This window comes from Nonomuraea phyllanthi, assembly GCF_006334985.2.
Lineage (GTDB): Bacteria > Actinomycetota > Actinomycetes > Streptosporangiales > Streptosporangiaceae > Nonomuraea > Nonomuraea phyllanthi.
The window spans coordinates 33,706-52,520 of record NZ_VDLX02000027.1 but is presented as its reverse complement, the minus strand read 5'-3'; the positions used below and the strand labels follow the sequence as shown (position 1 = coordinate 52,520).

Below are 18,815 nucleotides of genomic sequence, written 5' to 3'. Positions count from 1 at the left end.
CACCTACAGGTCGGCGCGGAGCGTGCGGGTGGCGGTGACCACGTTGGCCAGCGCCGCCTCCACCTCCTCGTACGTCCGCGTCTTCAGCCCGCAGTCCGGGTTGACCCACACCCGCTCCACCGGCAGCACCGCGAGCGTCCTGCGCAGCAGGTCCTCGACCTCCGCGGCCGCGGGCACGCGGGGCGAGTGGATGTCGTAGACGCCGGGTCCTAGGCCGCGGGTGAAGGAGCCGACGGTGGGCAGGATGCGGGCGCCGGACCGGGCGGACTCGATGGTGGTCACGTCTGCGTCCAGCCCGTCGATGGCGGTCACGATCTGGTCGGCGTCCGAGTAGCACAGGTGGGTGTGGATCTGGGTGCGGTCGCTCGCGCCCGAGGTGGCCCGCCGGTACGCGGCCACCGCCCACTCCAGGTAGTCGGCCTGCGCGGCCCGGCGCAGCGGCAGCAGTTCGCGCAGCGCGGGCTCGTCCACCTGGATGATCGACACGCCGGCGGCCTCCAGGTCGCGCACCTCGTCCCTGACGGCGTCCGCCACCTGGAACACGACGTCGCGCAGCGGCAGGTCGTCGCGGACGAACGACCAGGCCACAATGGTGACCGGGCCGGTTAGCATGCCCTTGACCGGCTTGTCCGTCAGCGACTGGGCGTACGTGGCCCACCGCACGGTGATCGGCGCGGGGCGGCCGACGTCGCCGTGCAGGATGGGCGGGCGGGTGCAGCGGGAGCCGTACGACTGGACCCAGCCGTTCCTGGTGACGGCGAAGCCGTCCAGGTGCTCGGCGAAGTACTGCACCATGTCGTTGCGCTCCGGCTCGCCATGGACGAGGACGTCGAGCCCGAGGCGTTCCTGCACCCGGATGACGCGCTCGATCTCGGCCTCCACCTGCCGCTCGTAGTCGTCCTGCGAGAGCGTGCCGGAGGCGACGGCGGCGCGGGCGGCGCGCAGCGAGCCGGTCTGCGGGAACGAGCCGATCGTGGTGATCGGGAGCGGGGGCAGGCCGAGGTGCTCGGCCTGCGCCGCGGCGCGCACGGCGTACGGGCCGCGCCGCTCGGGCGCCACGGGCGCGGGCAGGGCCACGGAGGGCTCGGCGGGGGAGGCGTCGAGCCGCGGGGAGCGCGCGAGCGCGACCACCTCGGCCACCTTCTCCTCCGCGAAGGCGAGCCGCGCCCGCAGCCCCGGCTCCAGCTCCGGTTCGGCCGCCACGGAGTAGGGGACATGCAGGAGCGAGCACGAGGTGCTGACCGTCACCTCCGAGGCCCGTACGGCGCCCAGGGCGGCCAGGGCCCGCTCCGGTGAGGTCCGCCACACGTCGCGCCCGGACACGACGCCCGCGACGACGGTCTTGCCGGACAGGTCGAGGGCGGGCACGCCGCCGCGAACCAGGTCGAGCCCGATCGCCTCCACCGGGGTCGCGGCCAGGGCGGGCAGCGCCTCCCCGAGGTCGCCGAAGTACGAGGCCACGAAGAGGCCGGGCCGGTCGGCGAGGGAGCCGAGCCGCGCGTAGGCGGCGCGCACGGCGGCCAGCTCCTCCGCGCTCCTGTCGCCCACCAGCGCCGGCTCGTCGAGCTGCACCCACGCGACGCCCTCGGCGGCCAGCAGGGACAGCAGCTCCGCGTAGCAGCCGAGCACGTCGTCCAGCCGGTCCAGCGCCCCCGCCAGCAGCAGGAACGTGACCGGCCCCACCACGACCGGCCGCGTCTCGAACCCCAGCGCCCGCGCCTCCCGCACCTCCGCCAGCGGCTTGGCCGCGTCCAGCGCGAACACGGTGTCAGGCCCGATCTCGGGGACGATGTAGTGGTAGTTGGTGTCGAACCACTTCGTCATCCGCAGCGGCGCCAGCCCCTCGGTGCCCCGGGCCATCGCGAAGTACGGGTCGTCCGCCGCGCGATAGCGCGCCGGCACCGCGCCCAGCAGCACCGCCGTGTCGAGCACCTGGTCGTACATCGAGAACGTGTTGGACGGCAGCCCCTCCAGCCCCAGCTCGGCCAGCCGGCGCCAGGTCCGCTCCCTGATCTCGGCCCCCACCCGGTCGAGCTCGTCCCGGCCCGATGTGCCGTTCCAGTACGACTCCAGAGCCCGCTTCAACTCCCTGCGCGGACCGATCCGCGGATATCCGAGCACGGTGGACGTGGGAAATGGGGACATGGCTGTTGACTCCCTCGATGTCGATCGGCTGATCGCGGGCATCCTGCCGAGCATCCGGGATCTCGTGCATCATGTATTGGTGCTGCTTATGCTCAAGGAGATGCACTGCTTCGCCAGGGTCGCGGCGCGGCTCAGCTTCTCGCGGGCCGCCGCCGATCTGGGGATGTCGCAGCCCGCGATGAGCCAGGCCATCACGCGGCTGGAGCGGGCGGCCGGGGTCAGGCTCTTCGAGCGGACCGCGCGCGACGTGCGGCTCACGGCCGAGGGCAGGACGCTGCTCCCGTACGCGGAGCAGGTGATCGAGTCGGTCGGGGCGTTCGCGGCCGAGTCGGCGCGGCTGGCCCGGCCGACCATTCATCTCGCTTATCCACCGATCGTCGGCGCGCTGGCGGCGCGGATCGTCAGGCGGCTGGCGGGGCGGAGTCCGGCGATCGGCGTGGAGCTGCGCGCGGCGGGCCGAGGGGCGGCGGTGCGGGCGCTGGCGGACGGCGAGGTGTCGGCGGCGATCCTGGCCACGCCGGCGCCCGCGCGGTTCGTGACGGCGGCCAGGTTTCACGTCACGGTGGACCACCTCGCGGTCCCGGCGGGTCACCGGCTGGCGGCCAGGCCGAAGCTGGCGCCGGACGAGCTGGCCGGGCAGGTGGTGCTCACGCCGGGCAGCCGCCCCTGGCCGGGGCTGCCGGGGCGCTCGCGCATGGTGGCCGACGACGACTTCGCCGCCGCGCTCGACCTGGTGGCGGCGGGCGCGGGGCTGCTGCCGATCCCGCAGCTCGTGGCGAGGACGATCCGGCGCGACGACGTGCGCTTCGTGCCGCTCGACGCTGGCGACCTGCGCATCACGTACGCGCTGGCCTGGTCGAAGGAGCGCGTCACGCCGGAGCTGATGGCCCTGGTGCAGGCCGTGCAGGACGCCCTGTGGACGCGATGAGGGCTAGGCGACGGGGAGGTTCTTGAGGGCCTCGCGGCGGCTCAGGCCCGTGATGCCCTTGGCGTTGACGTAGCGGATCACCTCGGTGGGGCTGGTCTTGGCGTATTCGCGTAACGCCCAGCCGATCGCCTTGCGGGCGAAGAAGTCGTTGTCGGACAGACTGGGCTCGATGCACGCGTACAGCAGGGCCGTGTCGGTGCGCTGCTTGAACCGGTTCTGGCAGAGGATCGCGGTGCGCCGCTTCCACAGGTCGCCGTCGTGCGCCCACTCCAGCATGAGCGGCCGCATCGTGTCGGGGAAGGCGGTGAGCAGGCCGCCGATCCGGTGCGTGGCGAGCTCGTCCACCAGGTCCCACCAGGCGCCGGAGACGATCATCTCCTCGTACATCGGCACGGTGTAGAGGGTCTGGTAGTCGCGGTAGAGGTGGTGGCCGGACAGCTCGATCGCGGCGTAGCGCTCCTCGCGGTATTCGGCCTCCCGCCACAGCCCCAGCACGGCGCGGCGCCACTCGGGCGCGCTCTCCAGCCGGTGCTCGGCGAACACCCGCCGCAGCGCCGCCCGCCTGGGCACGGCCCGCACCCCGAGGAAGGGCATCGAGGACTTCATGTACGCCCGCATGGCCTCGGCCCTGCCGGGCTCCGCGATCTCCTGCAGTGCCAGCCGCACCGCCTTGCCGAGGCTCATCCGTGCTGGGTGGAGCGCTCGCCGGTGGCCAGGCCGTCGAAGAGCACGGTGATGTAGTGCTCGGCCAGCGTGTGCGTGTTGAGCCGGCCGCCGGGGCGGAACCAGCGCACCGCGACCCACATGGTGTCGCGGATCATGCGGTAGGTCAGCTTCGGGTCGACGTCGGGCCGGAACAGCCCGGCCGCCTGGCCCGCCCTGATCTGCGACACCCAGATCTGCTCGACCTCGTCCTCGGCCTTGACGAGGTAGTTGAACCGCTCGAACTGCCGCAGGTAGTTCCAGTCGTTCTGCATGACCGTGATGGCGGCCCGGTGGGGCTCCAGCGTGCCGAACCCGATGCGGACCATCTCCGACAGCACGGCGCGGGCGTCGGCGCTCGAGTCGACCGCCGTGCGGTAGCGGGCGATGAGGTCGTCGAGGAAGGTGGACAGCACCTCGTCGACGATCGTCTCCTTGGAGTCGAAGTGGTGGTAGAGACTTCCGGAGAGGATGCCCGCCTCGCGGGCGATCTCGCGTACTGTCGTAGCCTGGAAGCCTTTACGCGCGAAGATCTCGGCGGCGAGCTTGACGAGGTGGTCTCGGCGCTCGGAGGCGGACCCCGACGAGGTCGCGCGCTGGTGTCTGGCCGGGGTGGTCGTGGTGCCGGAGTTCTTACGCGTGCTCACCAGACCATTATGAGCCCTCAGACAATCGCTTGTTCACCTAACTGCCGCAGCTCATACGGCCTTCTGGGCCAAACCAAGCGTTTGCTACCAGGGGGGTGCCGAGGGGGCGCCTGTGGGGGGACATTCGCGGCAAGGCGTCGCGAAATGCCCCTAGCAAATAGGAAACTTTCCTATTAGATTGCGGGTCATGCCCTTGAGCGGTGACCTGCTTCGCCTTGCCGACGCCGTGCTCTTCCCCGGATTCGCGGGACACACGCCGCCCGACTGGGTCCGGCGCCGCCTCGGCGACGGGCTGGCGGGCGTCGTGCTGTTCTCCCGCAACATCGCGGGCGCCGAGCAGGTGGCCCGGCTGACCGCCGAGCTGCGCGCCGAGAACCCCTCGGTGCTGGTCGGCACCGACGAGGAGTCGGGGGAGGTCACGAGGCTGGAGGCGGCCACCGGGAGCAGCCGCCCCGGCGGGTACGCGCTCGGCGTCGTGGACGACGTGGCCCTGACCGAGGCCGTGGCCGGCGACCTCGGCCGCGACCTGGCCGCCGCCGGCATCACGCTGGACTTCGCCCCTTCCGCCGACGTCAACTCCAACCCCGACAACCCCGTCATCGGCCTGCGGGCGTTCGGCGCGGACCCGGCGCTGGTGTCCCGGCACACCAGGGCGTTCGTACGCGGCCTGCAGTCCGCCGGCGTGGCCGCGTGCGCCAAGCACTTCCCCGGCCACGGCGACACCTCGGTGGACTCGCACCACGGCGTGCCCGTGGTGGCCGGAGACGGGATCGAGGACGCGCTGCTCCCTTTCCGCGAGGCGATCAAGGAGGGCGTCAAGGCCGTCATGACCGGCCATCTGCTGGTGCCGTCGTACGACGCCGAGCTGCCGGCCACGCTCAGCCCCAAGCTGCTGACCGGGCTGCTGCGGGAGGAGCTCGGCTTCCAGGGGATGATCATCACGGACGGCATCGAGATGGCCGCCGTGGCGGGGGCGTACGGGATCGGGGGCGCCTCCGCCCGCGCCATCGCCGCGGGAGCCGACGCGATCTGCGTCGGCGGCGAGCGTGCCGACGAGGCCACCGCCGCCGGGATCCGCGACGCGATCGCGACGGCCGTCACCCAGGGACTGCTGCCTGAGGAGCGGCTCGCCGACGCCGCTCGTAGGGTCCGCGAGCTGGCCCGGTGGGCCGCCTCCTCGGGCAGCCAGGCGCCCCGCGACCACGCCGTCGGCCTGACCGCCGCGCGCCGGGCGGTCCGGGTCACCCGCCGCTCCACCGCGCCCGTGCTGCCGCTGACCTCTCCCGCGCACGTCGTCGAACTGGCCCCCGAGATGAACCTGGCCATCGACAGGAGCACGCCGTGGGGCGTCGGGGAACCGCTGGCCCGGCTGCTGCCGGGCACGGCCGTGACGCGGCTGACGGCGCGCGACGCGACGGGCGCGACGCTGGAGCGCCTGCTCGGGGAGGCCATCGGGCGGCCGCTGGTGATCGTGGTCCGTGACGTGCACCGGTACGCCTGGCAGGAGCAGGCGCTGCGGCACCTGCTCAGCGCCCGGCCGGGCGCGGTGGTGGTGGAGATGGGGCTGCCCGCCCGCTCCGACCTGGGCGCCGTGCACATCGCCACGTACGGCTCCGCTCGCGTCTGCGGGCAGGCGGCGGCGGAGGTGCTCACCGGTAGGGTGTGATCCCGTGAACTTCGACGGCGAGGACCTCTCCCGCAAGGCGCTGGCCGACCGGCTGCCGTCCGACGAGACGCACGTCTTCCGCGCCTGCGACCTCACCGAGGCCGACCTGTGGGGCGCGCCCCTGGCGGGGGCCAGGTTCGAGTCGTGCGTGCTGGACCAGGCCGACTTCCGCAAGGCCGACCTCGACGGCGCCGCGTTCACGGGCGGCGGCGGGATGCGCATCCGCTTCAACGACGCCGACCTCATCGACGTGACGTTCACCGACGTCGACCTGTCGTCGGCGCAGTTCGGCGGCGCGCTCCTGACGGACGTCTCGTTCACGGGCTGCCGCATGATCGGCGCCTCCCTCACGGGCTCGCGCGGCACCGGCTTCAAGGTCGCCCGCTCCAACCTGACCCTGGCCAACCTCGGCGGCTGCTCGCTGCGGGGCGAGCTCATCGAGGGGGTGCGCTTCGACGACGCCGACCTGTCGGGCTGCGACTTCACGGGGGCCACGTTCAGCGACTGCCGGCTGATCGGCACCCGCCTGCTGCGCGCCACGTTCGCCAAGGCCGACCTGCGCGGGGCCGACCTGGGGCACCCGGACGACGCCAAGCTGCGGGAGTTCGCGGGCGCCGTCATCAACCAGACCCAGGCCAACGCCATCCTCGCCGCCCGCGGCATCACCGTCGCCTGAGACCAGCCCTCGTCGAGGCAGGGCAGCGCCGGCCATGCGACGTCAGCGCATGGCGGAGCGGGCGGTCGGGTGCAGCAGGATCCGCTCGGGAGGGCCGGTCAGGCGCGGCGTCACCATCGGCAGCTCGATCTCTCGCTCCTCCCTTGCCGTGTCGAAGCGGGCGAACCATACGAACACGTTCTCGCCGGTCCTGATCGGGTGGCGGGGGAAGTTGTTGGCCGAGTGCTCGCTCTCCAGGCAGGCGACCGGCGGCACGCCCGCCTCGGCCAGCACGGGTGCGACCTCGCGGGCGAAGAACGCGGAGAAGCCGTCCTCGACGTGGTAGACCGTGGCCGCGTACACCGACTCGGGCGGCTCGGCCGCGCGCGGCCGCTCCCAGGAGGGCGGCTCGCCCCCCACCGAGTGCAGGAGCAGCACGTCGTCGCTGTCCTCCAGGGTGGCGTTGGCGGCGTCGCGGTGGGCCAGCCACACGGGGCCGTCGTAGAAGGCCTCCAGGGCGGCCTGGCGGGCGGGCATGGACGGGTAGGAGCGCAGCCAGGTGAACCGGTCGGGAGCGCCTCCGACGCGGAACGAGCCGGCCACCCGCGCGCCGACGGCCTCCTGCGCCTCGACGAACTCCCGCTCGAACAGCTCGATCAGCGTGTCCCGCCGGCCGGGAACCAGGGTGTACTGCCGCAGTTCGTAGATCATGCGGCGGAGGTTAGGCGCGGGTCGCTGACACCTCCTGTCAGCGGCTTGGCCGAACAAAATTCTTGTAACGCAGAGCTACCGATATGCAACACAGAGTTATATGCTCGCACTGACCTTGATCTCCTGCGGTCAAGGAAAGTCAAAGGAACGGTGGACGCCATGGGCCCGTGGCACCCGCCTGCCCGGAGGGTTTCCCCTACTGGCGAAGGAGCAGAAGTGATCAAAAAGGTGTGCGCCACCGCGGTCGTGCTGGTGGCGGCCGCGAGCGGCGCACTGCTTGCCGCGCCCGCCCACGCCGACGACGACTGGCGAGGCCCCTGGCGTGGTGACCGCTGGTCCGGCAACTGGAGCGGCAACCACGACTCGACCCAGTCCGGCAACAACTTCGGTGACGTCACCTCCGCCAACCGCGGCGCCGGCTGGTCCACCAACGTCAACAACACCAACGGCATCGCGACGACCGCCACCAACGGCGGCATCACGGTGACCTACATCTTCTACTGACCGGCTGACGTCCGAAGTCAAGACGATCATCAATCGGAAAGGACCCACACCATGATGAGGAAGCTCTGCGTGACCGGTGCCGTCGTCGCCGCCGCTGCCGGGGTGACGCTGCTGTCGGCTCCCGCGTACGCCGACGTCAACGCCGGAAACTCCAGCTCCAACCGCAATTCCTCGCAGTCGGGCAACAACTTCGGCAACGTCGTCAACAGCAACGTGAGCGGCCGGGGCGCGACCAGCGTCAACAACGTCAACGGCAACGCCGCCACGGCCACCAACCGCGGCGTCGTGGGCATCGAGATCGACGACTGACCCGGACGGGACGCGCGGCGGAGCCGGATCGCGGGCGCGTCCGCGGCGCGAGCCAGACCGAAATGGTCTGGCTCGCGCCGTATTAGCATCTCTGGGTGTCTATCTGCGCATATGTGACCTACGAGGATCCTGAGGGCGACGACGACGAGCGTGGCCCGGCCCTGTCGGCCTGGCGGGAGGCCGGCATCGAGGGGCGCGTGGAGCGCTGGGACGACCCGGCCGCCGACTGGGCCTCCTACGACGCGGTGGTCGTCCGGTCGGTCTGGGACTACATCGCCAGGCGGCAGGAGTTCCTGGAGTGGGCGCGCCGCGTGGCGTCCGTCACCCGGCTCATGAACCCCTGTCCGGTGCTGGAGAGCAACACCGACAAGACCTACCTGCGCGAGCTCGGCCTGCCCACCGTGCCGACGCACTGGTCGTCGCGCGACCTTCCCGACTGGCCCGAGTACGTCGTCAAGCCGACCGTCTCCGGCGGGGCCCGCGACACCACGAGGACAGCCGACCGCGACAGGGCCGCGGAGCTGGCCGCCGCGCTGGAGGCCGCCGGCCGCACCCCGATGGTGCAGCCGTACCTCGACATGGTGGAGTCGGAGGGCGAGACCTCGCTGCTGTACTTCAACGGCCGGTTCAGCCACGCGGTGCGCCGCGTGCCCATGCTGGGCCCCGACGCTGCGGACGGCCGGCGGGCGCGGCTGCGCACCCCGGCGGCGGACCAGGTCGAGCTGGCCGAGAAGGTGCTGGCCGCCGTCCCCCACCCCCTGCTCTACGCCAGGATCGACCTGGTCAGGCTGCCAGGCGGCGAGCCCGCCGTCATCGAGGTGGAGCTGACGGAGCCCTACCTCTACCTGCGGCACGAGCCGCGCGCCGCAGCCAACCTCGCCGCGGCGCTGCGCGAGCTGCTCTAGGAGGCGCTCAGACGCCCGGGAGGCGGCCGTTGCGGAACAGGTCGACGAACGTCTGGTGGTCGTTCCTGGCCTGCGCGCCGTAGCGGTGGGCGAAGTCCACCAGCATCCCGACGAACCCGGGCCGGTCGTCGCCGATCACCGCCACGATCGCCTCCTCCGTCGAGAAGTCGACCAGGTCGTGGCTGGACTCGTCGTCGGCCACCGAGTGCATGCGCGCCACCGCCCGCCCCAGGTCCTGCACGATCGAGCGCAGCTCGTCCGGCTCGTTGACGTCGTCCCAGTCCAGATCGGCGGAGTACGGCGACACCTCCGCGACGAGCTGCCCCACGCCGCCGAGCGTCGTGTAGCCGAGCCAGGGGTCGGCGTAGGCCTGCAGGGCGCGCTGCGACTCGGCCGTGCGATGCCCCTGGTGCAGGAAGTACGACGCCACCTTCTCGTCGGTGACGTATCGCGCCACCGCGGGCACCGCGGCCTGTTTCATGTAGAGGATGACGTCGTTCTCCAGCGCCTGCGAGCGCCCCTCCAGCAGCAGGTTGTACGACGGCAGCCCCGCCGACCCGATGCCGACGCCCTTGCGCAGCGCCACGTCCTTGATCGCGTGCTCGCCCGAGCCGCCCTGCGCCGGCAGGGTGCCCAGATAGTCGTGGAACGCGGCCAGCACCGCCCGCCTGGTCTCCGCGTCCACCGGCTCGCGGCCCTCCATGAGCGCGAACCGCCGGTCGTAGTCGTCGATCACGGTCTCGACGTCCAGCAGCGCCACCCGCGTCCTGAGCCGCGCCGTCTGCAGGACGCGGTGCAGCACGCCGGTGGTGGTGTCCAGCGTGAGCGAGCCGATCGCGTCGTCCCCGCCGGCCGCGACGGCGGCCAGCTCGACGAGGTACGCGCCGGCGAAGTCGGTCACCAGCACGCTGATCGAGTCGTCGGACAGCGCCTTGGCGTACCCGAGGAGCGCCACGCTGGCGGCGAAGCGCTTGAGGTCCCAGACGTAGGGGCCGACGTACGCTTCGTCGAAGTCGTTGACGTTGAAGACCAGGGCGCCGGAGGCGTTCATGTACGTGCCGAAGTTCTCCGCGTGGAGGTCGCCGTGGATCCATACCCGGCTGGTCAGCTCGTCGAGGTAGGACCCGTCGGCGAACGAGCCGGTCATGTCCGCGTAGAACAGGCAGGCGGTGCCCCGGTAGAAGGCGAACGGGGAAGCCGCCATTTTCCGAAATTTCCGGCGGAAGGCGGCGGGGTCTCGCTGGATCGACTCGCCGAACTCCGCCATGAGGACATCGAGCAGGAAGGAAGAGCGTGCGCCCATACTTCGGACAGTAGATCGTCTCGCCCTTGCCGCCTACCCTGGTCTTTCCCTGACAGGGGCGGGTCAGAGGGACGGCACGGCCTCGGCGAAACCGCCGTAACGCCCGCGGAAGAACACCAGCGGGCCGCCCTCGCCCTGCGTGCCGAGCCGCAGCACCCTGGCCACCACGATCACGTGGTCGCCCGCCGGGTGCTCGGCCTCGACCGCGCAGTCCATCCAGGCCAGCGCGCCGTCGATCACCGGGTTGCCGCCGGGGGAGCCGGTCCATGCCAGGCCCGCGAACTTGTCGCCGCCCTTGGCCGCCAGCCGGGCGCAGACGGCCTGCTGGTCCTCGGCGAGGACGTTCACGGTGACGGCCTTCGCGCCGCGCACCCGCGGCCAGCTGGAGCTGCTGTGGGCCACGCAGAAGGCCACCAGGGGCGGGTCGAGCGAGACGGAGGTGAAGGAGTTGGCCGCCAGCCCGGACGGCCGGCCGTCCGCCGGGTCGACCGCCGTTATCGCCACCACCCCGGTCGCGAACCTCCCGAGCACCTGCCGGAAAAATCGCCCGTCGAGGTGCCCGTCGAGGTGCCCATCAAGGTGCCCGTCAAGGTGCTCGTCGGGGCGCGCGGCGTGGCGGGCGGGCCCCGGCTTGGGGACGGTGCCGGGGGAGGCGCTCGGGGCGGCGGTGGGGGCGGCGGTGGGGGAGGTGCTGCGGATCCTGCGCTGGGGGTGCGCGGGAAGGCCGCGGCAACCGTCCGGCGCGGTGAGCCGAGCAGCGTGGGTGCTCATGGGTTCCGCCTCCTCCGCGCTCTGTCAAACAAGCGCTTGCTTGGACGTTAGGACTCCCCGCGGCGGCCTGTCAAGGTTCGAATACCGGGAGAGCACCTGGCTCGTCCGGCTCCGAAGGTTGATGATGTGGCAGTAGGCGTCAACGCGGACGGCTCGGACTTGGCGGCGAGCGATGACTGGTTCGGACTCGGTGACAGGCGCGACCCCGACGACGGGGGCCACCGCCATGCCCGTCCGCCGGTCACGGTTCTCACCACCCGGCCGGCCCGGCCTGGCCGTCGCGGCGCCCGGCCACGCGCGCCCGAGGACCGTCTCCCTGGACGGGCGCCGGGCATGGTCGGCGGGTGGGGCCGGCCGTGCTTGCCGTACGAGATGGGTGTCTCGCAGCGGCAGCGGCAGGGCGGCGCGCGGGCCGCCGGCCCGGGCTTCGGAATGACAAGCAGCCTGAAGATGACGGCGTAGGTGGAGAGCGCGCCCTGGCGGGCGTGGGGGACCCGCCAGGACGCGCTTCCTGCCCCGTGTGCGGCGGTCCAGGACTCCGGCGAGGGATGGAGTCCTAGGCCGTGGATTCGCCCACGGAGTCGATGGGGGAGCGTGAAGGCTCCTGTCGCCGGCGACGTGCGATGCGTCGAGCCGCACCGACCGGGTCATCGATGGGGTGCGTGACGGGGGCGCCACCTTCCTCATTCCAGACAAAGGATCCGTCATTGCACCACACGGTCAGCTCAGTCGACGCCGATTGCCCGGATGCGCCGTTGCTCTGGTAGGTGTGGGTTAACCCTTGGCGTCGCAACCCGTAACGCAGTAAACGTGTTGCTTCGTAAGGGCCATGCCAGGGCAGGTACGGCGTACCCGTGCGGACCGGCAACACTGGCCTTCACCCCCTCACCGGCCTTTAGATGGATTTGTACCAACGAATGGATGATGGGCCGGGGGAGGGGGTTCGGTCAAGGGGTTGTGGCCTGCTAGAACCAGATCGTCTAAATTGTTGGAACAAAAGGGGTGAAAGTGGCAAGGTCGGTGCTGTATCAGCAGGTGGCTGCGGAGTTGCGTCGAGCCATCTACTCGGGTGTCCTCGGCCCGGGCGCACAGCTACCGACCGAGGCGCAGCTCATGGAAGACCATGGGGTGAGCAGGAACACCGTAAGGCTGGCCCTGGGAGAGCTCGTCAATGAGGGGCTCGTCACGCGCACGCCGCGGCGCGGGACCGTCGTCAGGGATCGCAGGCCGCTGCTGATCTATCCGCAGCGGGAGCTGGAGCCGCAGCCCTCCGGGGAGCTGCGGGAGGCCTTCGCGTATGCCGTGGCGCAGGAAGGCCGTGCGCCGAGTCAGTACATCGAGGTGCTGACGGTGTCCCCGATCGAGGAGATCGCCAGCCGGCTGGAGTTGGCGGATGGGGAGCTGGCGGTGGTGAGACGCCGTCTGCGGTTCGTGGACGGGCAGCCGTACAACACCAACGACTCCTACTTCCCGCGCGACCTGGTCGCCGACTCCGAGATCGCGAGGCCCGGCGACATCGCGCGAGGCGCGAACCGGGTGCTGGACGAACTGGGGCATTCGCAGGTGCGCGTCGTGGACGACATCTGGGCCCGCATGCCCAACCAGGAGGAGGCCGAGCGCCTCCAACTTGAGCTCGGCACGCCTGTCATGGTCTATGTCCGCGTCGGGTACGACGTGGGTGACATGCCGGTGCGTGTCGCGGTGTCGGTGCTGCCCGCCGACAAACATCTGATCAGATACGAGCTCGACCGCCGCTAACGGGCTCGGGAGTGAAGGGGTGATTTAGCCGGCCGGGCGCAGCGAGAAATAGCCGCCTCGCTGGCCATGGGGAGTCGTGCATACTCCCCTAAATCGCCATTTATCCATATATATCGGGTTGTGGCCCTAATTCCGGGCCTGCGCGAACATGCCTCCTCACGCTGCGTGTGCGCGCACATACTCGATGCCACGGGAGTTGTTATGCACACAAACACCCTGCTTCACCCGCTCGCGCTCCGGAGAGCGGAACCCGAGGACCTTAGCGGCGTACTCACCCTTCTCGCGGACACCGCCGAGTGGCTCCATGCGCAAGGAGTGCGCCAGTGGCCGCGCGGGGGTTTCGGCCCCGAGCGGATCACGCCGCTCATCGAGGAGCGCGTCCTGTTCCTGCTCGACGACGAGCTGCGCTACCTCGACCCGGACGAATCGGCTCCTCCGGTGGCCACGATAGCCCTTGACGGCCACGCGGACCCGGAATTCTGGTCACCTGGCGATAATCCCGGCGCGGCACTCTACGTCCACAAACTGGCCGTGGCCCGGCCCTGGTCGGGCAGCGGCCTCGGCGACGCCCTCCTCGACTGGGCGGGCGCCGCCGCCCACGCCGCCGGGCTGCCGCTGCTGCGGCTGGACTGCTCCAAGACGAACTGGCGGCTCCAGCAGTACTACCGGCGCCGCGGCTTCCGCCACATCCGCACGGTGGACCTGCCCCACCGCGCCTCGGGCGCCCTGTTCGAACGGCGTTCGGAAGACCTTCCCAGTACGGCCTTCCGCGACCTCACGATGGCCGAGCTCATCTCCGCCTGACCCCGTACGTCCCCGGCCCGGCCGGGGATCCTGGGGCAGACGGCGGGCGGGGCGGGGACCAGCTTCCCCGCCCCCGCTCCACCGTGACCGGCGCAAAGGTGCAGATCACCATATAACCTCTCCTCCATGACCGGATCCCTCCTCGAGGTGATCGCGCTGAACGTGCGCGACGCCGTGGCCGCAGAACAGGGTGGAGCCGACCGGCTGGAGGTCGTCGCCGACATGGCGGCCGACGGGCTGACCCCCTCACCCGAGACGGTCGCCGCGATCGCCGCGGAATGTCCCCTTCCCCAGATGGTCATGCTCCGGTGCGACGCCCGCTTCACCGCCGACCCCGACGTCCTGCATCGGCTGAGCCAGGACGCCAAGGCGCTGGCGCAGGCGGGGGCGGCCGGGTTCGTGTTCGGGTTCCTGGACGGATCCGGGACCGTCGACCTCGCGGCGACCGAGGCGCTCATCCACGCGGTCTCGCCGCTGCCATGGACGTTCCACCGGGCCGTCGACCACGCGGCCGACGTGCAGGCGTCCTGGCGGGCCGTGCGGCTGCTGCCCAACCTCGCCACCGTGCTCACCTCCGGCTCACCCCACGGGGTGGGGGAGGGGCTGCCGGTGCTGAAGGCGCGCGCCGACGCCGGTGACGGCTCGATCATCCTCGCCGGGGGCGGGCTGCGGCCCGCGCACGTCCCCGCGCTGCTCGACTACGGCATCCGCGCCTTCCACGTGGGCTCCGCCGTGCGGGCGAGCTGGTCGGACCCGGTCGAGTGGCGGCTCGTACGCCAGTGGCGCGACTTCGTCGAGCGCGACTGATCTGACCCGGCCCCGCGCCGCCGCGCCCTACGGTCAGGGGAGGGCGGCGTCCGCGCGTCTGAGCGCGGCCGCCAGCGTGCGGATCGTGGCCGGCTCGTCCATGATCCCGCCCCCGGCCTGCCGCCGCTCCTCCCAGGCGCTCACCCGCTCGCGGTAGTCGTCGTAGCGGGCCAGATGGAAGGCGTAGACGGTGGCGAAGCGGCTCACCAGGTGCGAAGGATGCATGTCCCAGCCCTGGTAGAAGCCGTGCCGCAGCGAATGACGTACCAGCTCGGCGTGGCGCCGCCACAGCGCGTGCACGTCCCCCGTGCGGCCGGAGGCGGGCGAGGCGGCCAGCGACCCATCCGACAGCTCCACCCCCGTGCCGGCGAGCGCCGTCTGCATCACGTGCCGGGCGTGGTCGCACGCCGGATGGTCGAGCCGCTGCTCGTGCGGCGGCAGCCCGATCGCGGCCGTGTAGTCGAACACCCCGAAGTGCGCCGCGGCCAGCCGCCCGCCCAGCGACTGCACCAGCTCCGGGCGCAGGAAGTGCAGCGTCTGGGGCGCCTCCACCTGCATCTCGAACGGCAGCCGCGCCCCTGCCCGCGCCTCCAGCCGCTCCAGCACGCCGGCGAAGAGGGTGACGTACGGCTCCATGAGGATCTTGGGGAAGGTCACGGTGAACCCCGGCGGCAGCCCGCCCGCCCTTTCGGCCACACCCGTGACGAACAGGCCGAGCGTGCGCACCGACCGCGCCGGGTCGCCGTCGGCGAACGACTTCACCCGGGGCCCCCACCGCCGCGGCAGCGCCCCTTCCGCGTGCAGCGCGGCCACCGCCTCGACGGCCCGCGCGACGTGCCGGTCCTCCTCCTCGCCCGGGCGCACGCCGTAGCCATCCTCGAAGTCGATCCGCAGGTCCTCGACGGGCTCCGTGGACAGCTTCGTGAGCAGCCTGGCGTGCACGCCCTCGGCGAGCCCGGCGGGCACGCCGAAGACCTCCGCCAGCGCGTCGGCATCGGGCAGATGCGCCTTGACGAGGGACGACGCCTGCTCTCCCCACTCGGAGACCGTGCGGGCCGTGAAACGGTCGGCCGGGACGTAGACCGTGTGGACCGGCTGCCAGCCCGGCTCTCCTGCGGGGTAGCGCGCCTGCTGGTCCCGGTAGGCGGCCGCGAACCCCTCGGGAACGGCGGGAACGGCGCCCTCGGGAACGGCGGGGACGGCGGGGACGGGGCTCACGGCGGGCTCGGATCGTTCAGGGGCGGCAGGCACGGAGCATGGCCTCCAGGCCGACGAGCTTGACGCGCTCGCCCCGGTCCAGCGACCTGGCCAGCTCGGCCTCGGCCGTCTCGATCGCGAGCCACTCCTCGTACGTCACGGGACGCACCCCGCGCGCCGCCAGCAGCTCGTCGATGGACCCGCGGCGCTCCGGCACGCGGCCCGCCAGGTCGGCCAGCAGCGTGCGGACCGTCTCCGCGGCGTCGGACTTGTTGGTGCCGATCACTCCGGTGGGGCCGCGCTTGAGCCAGCCCGCCACGTATTCGCGCTCCCGCACCCGGCCGGCCTCGTTGGGCACGGTCATGGTCTTCTCGGAGAACGGCACCCCCGGCAGCGGCACGCTCTGGTAACCCACAGAGCGCAGCACCATGCCGACCGGCAGCGTCTCGAACTCGCCCGTGCCGGTCACCCGGCCGTCCTCCGACAGGCGGGTGCGTTCGAGCTTGAGCCCCTCCACCCGCTCGGTGCCGAGGATCTCCACGGGCCGTAGCCAGAAGCGCACGTCGAGGCGGCGCGGCCGGCCCGCCGGCTCGCGGGCCGCCCACGACTGCAGGACCTTGATGTTGCCCTGGACCTGGCGCGGGAAGTCGCCGCCCGGCACGACCGCCTCGTCGGGGCGGACGCAGACGTCGGCGTTGGTCAGCTCGCCCAGCTCCCGCAGCTCCTTGAGGGTGAACTTGGCGTGCTCGGGACCGCGGCGGCCGATCATGTGGATGGCCTTGACCTGGCTCGCCTCCAGGCGTTCGAGCACGTCGTGGGGGACGTCCGTGGAGCGCAGCTCCTCGTGGGTCTTGGCCAGGATGCGGACGACGTCGACGGCCACGTTGCCGACGCCGATCACCGCCACCTCGGAGCTGTCGAGCGTGAACCGGCCGGGGTCGACGTCGGGATGCCCGCAGTACCAGTTGACGAAGTCGGTGGCCGCCACGCTGCCCGGGAGGTCCTCGCCCGGGATGCCGAGCCTCCTGTCGACCATCGCGCCCGTGCAGTAGACCACCGCGTCGTACGCGCCGAGCAGGTCGTCGACCGACACGTGCTCGCCCAGCGTGACGCCGCCGAGGAAGCGCACCTGGGGCAGCTCCAGCACCCGGCGCAGGTAGTTGGCGATCGACTTGATCGAGGTGTGGTCGGGCGCGACGCCGTACCTGACCAGCCCGTACGGGGTCGGCAGGCGTTCGAGGACGTCGACCTCGACCGGCTCGGACGACTGCTTCACCAGAGCCTCTGCCGTGTAGATCCCGGCGGGGCCCGAACCGATGACCGCCACGTGCAACGCCACGCTGCCTCCTAAGACTCGGTTACACGTGTCCCACCAGATGTAACCGGCCGGTGTGATCGATGTATCCCCGGTCGCCGGACCGGAGGAACCGTGCCCGGCGAATTCCGCGTGATCGCTGCTGCCAACGTAGCCGTTCATGACCGCTTCCGAGCGGAGGAACACCTCGTCCCGGTGTTCTCGGGCGGGTCGCAGGGCCGTGCGGCCTCCCGGGCCAACAGGCGCGACATGGCGGCTCCTGGGGCAATCGACGCTAATTTGGTCATACCCATCCCAAAACCGGATGACGCCGCCGGACGGGCCGGAGCCCGCCCGGGTACGCGGATCGGCGGAGACCCCTTGCGGGAAGGGCGCGGAGCCGATCAGAGTGGGTGCCTGTGAAGCGAAAGCACGCGCTCCGGCGGCCGAAGGACGCCGCGTACCCCGACGCCGACGACGACCTCTCGCTCACCAGTGCCCGCAGATACGAGGCGTTCGGCCGGGTGATGGCCGCGCTCGCCACCGAGGCCGACTTCATCGAGTCGTGCCGCGACCTGACCTGGTGGCGCGGGTCCGACCACAGCTGGCACATCGAGTGGCGCGACGGCCCGTACGCCTCCGAGGTGGCCGCCCTGCTCGCCGCGCACGTGCGCGACCCCGACCACGACGGCCCGCTCGTCACCGAGGCCGGTCCCGGCGGCGCGGGCTCCGCCGTCCTCGACGTGATGGGCGTGCGGTTCGAGCTGCGCGCCGTCGACCCGATGGGGCGGGACACCGTACGCGCGCGCACCGGGCTCTGGCGCCTGGCCGAGGCGCTCGACACGACGCGCCGCACCAACGCTCGCCACCCGTGGGAGGAACTGCTCGGCGGCTGAGCTTGACAGGGGCATGACCGACTTTTGCCTTTTCTGTACGGTCACATAATGTGGAAATGGTCAGCCAGAAGTGCGGTTGACCAGGGAATGGGGATGAACGACAGCAGCATCGACTATGCCGACCTCGCCGAGTACGACCGGCGCCAGCGCGGCATCGAGCGCCATCTTCTGGCGGCCTTCCTCGGGGGGTTCGTCGTGGGGCTGGCCGGCATGTTCGTGGCCGGCTGGGGCCCCGGATGGGTGGGCCGGCTCTACGACCCGTACGTCTACCTCGCGCTCTCGCTGGCCGTGGGCGCCACGGCGTCCGGGTTCGGGTGGGCGCTGCTGACGACGTTCCTGGCGGCGGCCGCCACGCTGGTCGCGGCCATGGGCGCGAGCGGGTTCGGCGGTGATCCGGCCTTCGACGTGATCGGCGGCAGCGCGGCCGGGCTCAACTGGACGATCGCGCTGCTCGTGGGCCTCGGCCTGCTGGCGTACGCGACACGCAGGGGCGACATCTGGGGCGATCTCGCCGCGGGCGCGATCGGCGTGGCCCTGATGGCCGACGTGGTGAACCGTGCCACCTCGAATTTCGCGGGCGGCGATCTGCCGTCCTGGCCGGGACCGGCGGCGCTGATGGGGCTCGCGTCGGTCGCGGCGGTGTTCGCGCTCCGCAGCAGGGCGCGGGGCCACCTGCACGCGCTGGCGCTGTCGGCGGTGTTCGCCGGGCTGTCGATGGTCTGCCTGGCCGCCCTGCTGTCCGGCTGGATCCCTTTGACGGTCTGAGCCCTGTGGATAAGCGCGAGCGAGGTGCTCCCCCGACTCGATAGCCTG

The 18,815-nt window shown here is 71.7% G+C and carries 19 protein-coding genes; 11 read left to right on the top strand and 8 right to left on the bottom strand.

The window, feature by feature from the left end; all coding sequences use genetic code 11:
- Nucleotides 1–3: 3 nt before the first annotated feature.
- Entirely contained in the window at nucleotides 4–2,145 is a 2,142-nt protein-coding gene (metE, locus tag FH608_RS45455; protein WP_139637399.1) for a 5-methyltetrahydropteroyltriglutamate--homocysteine S-methyltransferase, read from the bottom strand.
- 88 nt (nucleotides 2,146–2,233) lie between these two features.
- Here metE and FH608_RS45450 point away from each other — a divergent pair, with 88 nt between their 5' ends.
- On the top strand, nucleotides 2,234–3,073 hold the full coding sequence (locus FH608_RS45450; RefSeq protein WP_226900493.1) for a LysR family transcriptional regulator: 840 nt from the start codon (nucleotides 2,234–2,236) through the stop codon (nucleotides 3,071–3,073).
- A 3-nt stretch (nucleotides 3,074–3,076) separates the two neighbouring features.
- On the opposite strand, the gene FH608_RS45445 is transcribed toward FH608_RS45450, so the two are convergent.
- Together FH608_RS45445 and FH608_RS45440 are read right to left on the bottom strand one after the other, a co-directional pair.
- Nucleotides 3,077–3,757 carry a DNA alkylation repair protein gene (locus tag FH608_RS45445; RefSeq protein WP_139637397.1) on the bottom strand — a complete coding sequence of 227 codons (681 nt, stop codon included), beginning with the start codon at nucleotides 3,755–3,757 and terminating at the stop codon, nucleotides 3,077–3,079.
- The gene (locus FH608_RS45440) at nucleotides 3,754–4,422 is read right to left on the bottom strand and encodes a TetR/AcrR family transcriptional regulator (protein ID WP_139637396.1); all 669 of its coding nucleotides are present in this window, start codon (nucleotides 4,420–4,422) and stop codon (nucleotides 3,754–3,756) included. Before FH608_RS45440 ends, FH608_RS45445 begins: the two co-directional genes overlap by 4 nt.
- Nucleotides 4,423–4,609: 187 nt before the next feature.
- On the opposite strand from FH608_RS45440, the gene FH608_RS45435 reads away from it, so the two are divergent.
- Together FH608_RS45435 and FH608_RS45430 are read left to right on the top strand one after the other, a co-directional pair.
- A complete protein-coding gene (locus FH608_RS45435; RefSeq protein WP_139637395.1) occupies nucleotides 4,610–6,088 on the top strand; it encodes a glycoside hydrolase family 3 protein in 1,479 nt (492 codons plus the stop codon).
- A gap of 4 nt (nucleotides 6,089–6,092) precedes the next feature.
- Nucleotides 6,093–6,764: a pentapeptide repeat-containing protein gene (locus FH608_RS45430; RefSeq protein ID WP_139637394.1), complete on the top strand. Its 672-nt coding sequence runs from the start codon at nucleotides 6,093–6,095 to the stop codon at nucleotides 6,762–6,764.
- Between the two features lie 42 nt (nucleotides 6,765–6,806).
- Here the strand turns inward: FH608_RS45430 and FH608_RS45425 are convergent, their stop codons facing one another.
- Nucleotides 6,807–7,454 carry an NIPSNAP family protein gene (locus FH608_RS45425; protein ID WP_139637393.1) on the bottom strand — a complete coding sequence of 216 codons (648 nt, stop codon included), beginning with the start codon at nucleotides 7,452–7,454 and terminating at the stop codon, nucleotides 6,807–6,809.
- A gap of 216 nt (nucleotides 7,455–7,670) precedes the next feature.
- Between FH608_RS45425 and FH608_RS45420 the strand changes: the two genes are divergently transcribed.
- The 3 genes from FH608_RS45420 to FH608_RS45410 all read left to right on the top strand — a co-directional run bounded on the left by FH608_RS45420 (nucleotide 7,671) and on the right by FH608_RS45410 (nucleotide 9,172).
- Nucleotides 7,671–7,958, top strand: a complete 288-nt coding sequence (locus FH608_RS45420) for a hypothetical protein (RefSeq protein WP_139637392.1) — start codon at nucleotides 7,671–7,673, stop codon at nucleotides 7,956–7,958.
- A gap of 51 nt (nucleotides 7,959–8,009) precedes the next feature.
- A complete protein-coding gene (locus FH608_RS45415) occupies nucleotides 8,010–8,267 on the top strand; it encodes a DUF320 domain-containing protein (RefSeq protein WP_139637391.1) in 258 nt (85 codons plus the stop codon).
- 95 nt (nucleotides 8,268–8,362) lie between these two features.
- Nucleotides 8,363–9,172, top strand: coding sequence for an ATP-grasp domain-containing protein (locus FH608_RS45410; protein WP_139637390.1), 810 nt, complete (start codon nucleotides 8,363–8,365; stop codon nucleotides 9,170–9,172).
- Between the two features lie 7 nt (nucleotides 9,173–9,179).
- Here the strand turns inward: FH608_RS45410 and FH608_RS45405 are convergent, their stop codons facing one another.
- Together FH608_RS45405 and FH608_RS45400 are read right to left on the bottom strand one after the other, a co-directional pair.
- Nucleotides 9,180–10,475, bottom strand: coding sequence for a DUF2252 domain-containing protein (locus tag FH608_RS45405; RefSeq protein WP_139637389.1), 1,296 nt, complete (start codon nucleotides 10,473–10,475; stop codon nucleotides 9,180–9,182).
- A gap of 63 nt (nucleotides 10,476–10,538) precedes the next feature.
- Nucleotides 10,539–11,246 carry a flavin reductase family protein gene (locus FH608_RS45400; RefSeq protein WP_226900483.1) on the bottom strand — a complete coding sequence of 236 codons (708 nt, stop codon included), beginning with the start codon at nucleotides 11,244–11,246 and terminating at the stop codon, nucleotides 10,539–10,541.
- Nucleotides 11,247–12,254: 1,008 nt separating this feature from the next.
- Between FH608_RS45400 and FH608_RS45395 the strand changes: the two genes are divergently transcribed.
- The 3 genes from FH608_RS45395 to FH608_RS45385 all read left to right on the top strand — a co-directional run bounded on the left by FH608_RS45395 (nucleotide 12,255) and on the right by FH608_RS45385 (nucleotide 14,615).
- The gene (locus FH608_RS45395; protein WP_193318996.1) at nucleotides 12,255–13,004 is read left to right on the top strand and encodes a GntR family transcriptional regulator; all 750 of its coding nucleotides are present in this window, start codon (nucleotides 12,255–12,257) and stop codon (nucleotides 13,002–13,004) included.
- A gap of 315 nt (nucleotides 13,005–13,319) precedes the next feature.
- Nucleotides 13,320–13,808 (top strand): GNAT family N-acetyltransferase, encoded by a 489-nt coding sequence (locus FH608_RS45390; RefSeq protein WP_226900482.1) that lies wholly within the window; start codon nucleotides 13,320–13,322, stop codon nucleotides 13,806–13,808.
- Nucleotides 13,809–13,934: 126 nt separating this feature from the next.
- Nucleotides 13,935–14,615: a copper homeostasis protein CutC gene (locus tag FH608_RS45385; RefSeq protein ID WP_139637387.1), complete on the top strand. Its 681-nt coding sequence runs from the start codon at nucleotides 13,935–13,937 to the stop codon at nucleotides 14,613–14,615.
- Between the two features lie 33 nt (nucleotides 14,616–14,648).
- Here the strand turns inward: FH608_RS45385 and FH608_RS45380 are convergent, their stop codons facing one another.
- Together FH608_RS45380 and FH608_RS45375 are read right to left on the bottom strand one after the other, a co-directional pair.
- Entirely contained in the window at nucleotides 14,649–15,833 is a 1,185-nt protein-coding gene (locus FH608_RS45380; protein WP_139637386.1) for a DUF6986 family protein, read from the bottom strand.
- Between the two features lie 16 nt (nucleotides 15,834–15,849).
- The gene (locus FH608_RS45375; protein WP_226900481.1) at nucleotides 15,850–17,151 is read right to left on the bottom strand and encodes an FAD-dependent oxidoreductase; all 1,302 of its coding nucleotides are present in this window, start codon (nucleotides 17,149–17,151) and stop codon (nucleotides 15,850–15,852) included.
- A gap of 374 nt (nucleotides 17,152–17,525) precedes the next feature.
- On the opposite strand from FH608_RS45375, the gene FH608_RS45370 reads away from it, so the two are divergent.
- Nucleotides 17,526–18,002: a hypothetical protein gene (locus FH608_RS45370; protein ID WP_226900480.1), complete on the top strand. Its 477-nt coding sequence runs from the start codon at nucleotides 17,526–17,528 to the stop codon at nucleotides 18,000–18,002.
- Nucleotides 18,003–18,095: 93 nt separating this feature from the next.
- Nucleotides 18,096–18,767 (top strand): hypothetical protein, encoded by a 672-nt coding sequence (locus FH608_RS45365; protein ID WP_139637383.1) that lies wholly within the window; start codon nucleotides 18,096–18,098, stop codon nucleotides 18,765–18,767.
- The last annotated feature ends 48 nt before the right edge of the window (nucleotides 18,768–18,815 follow it).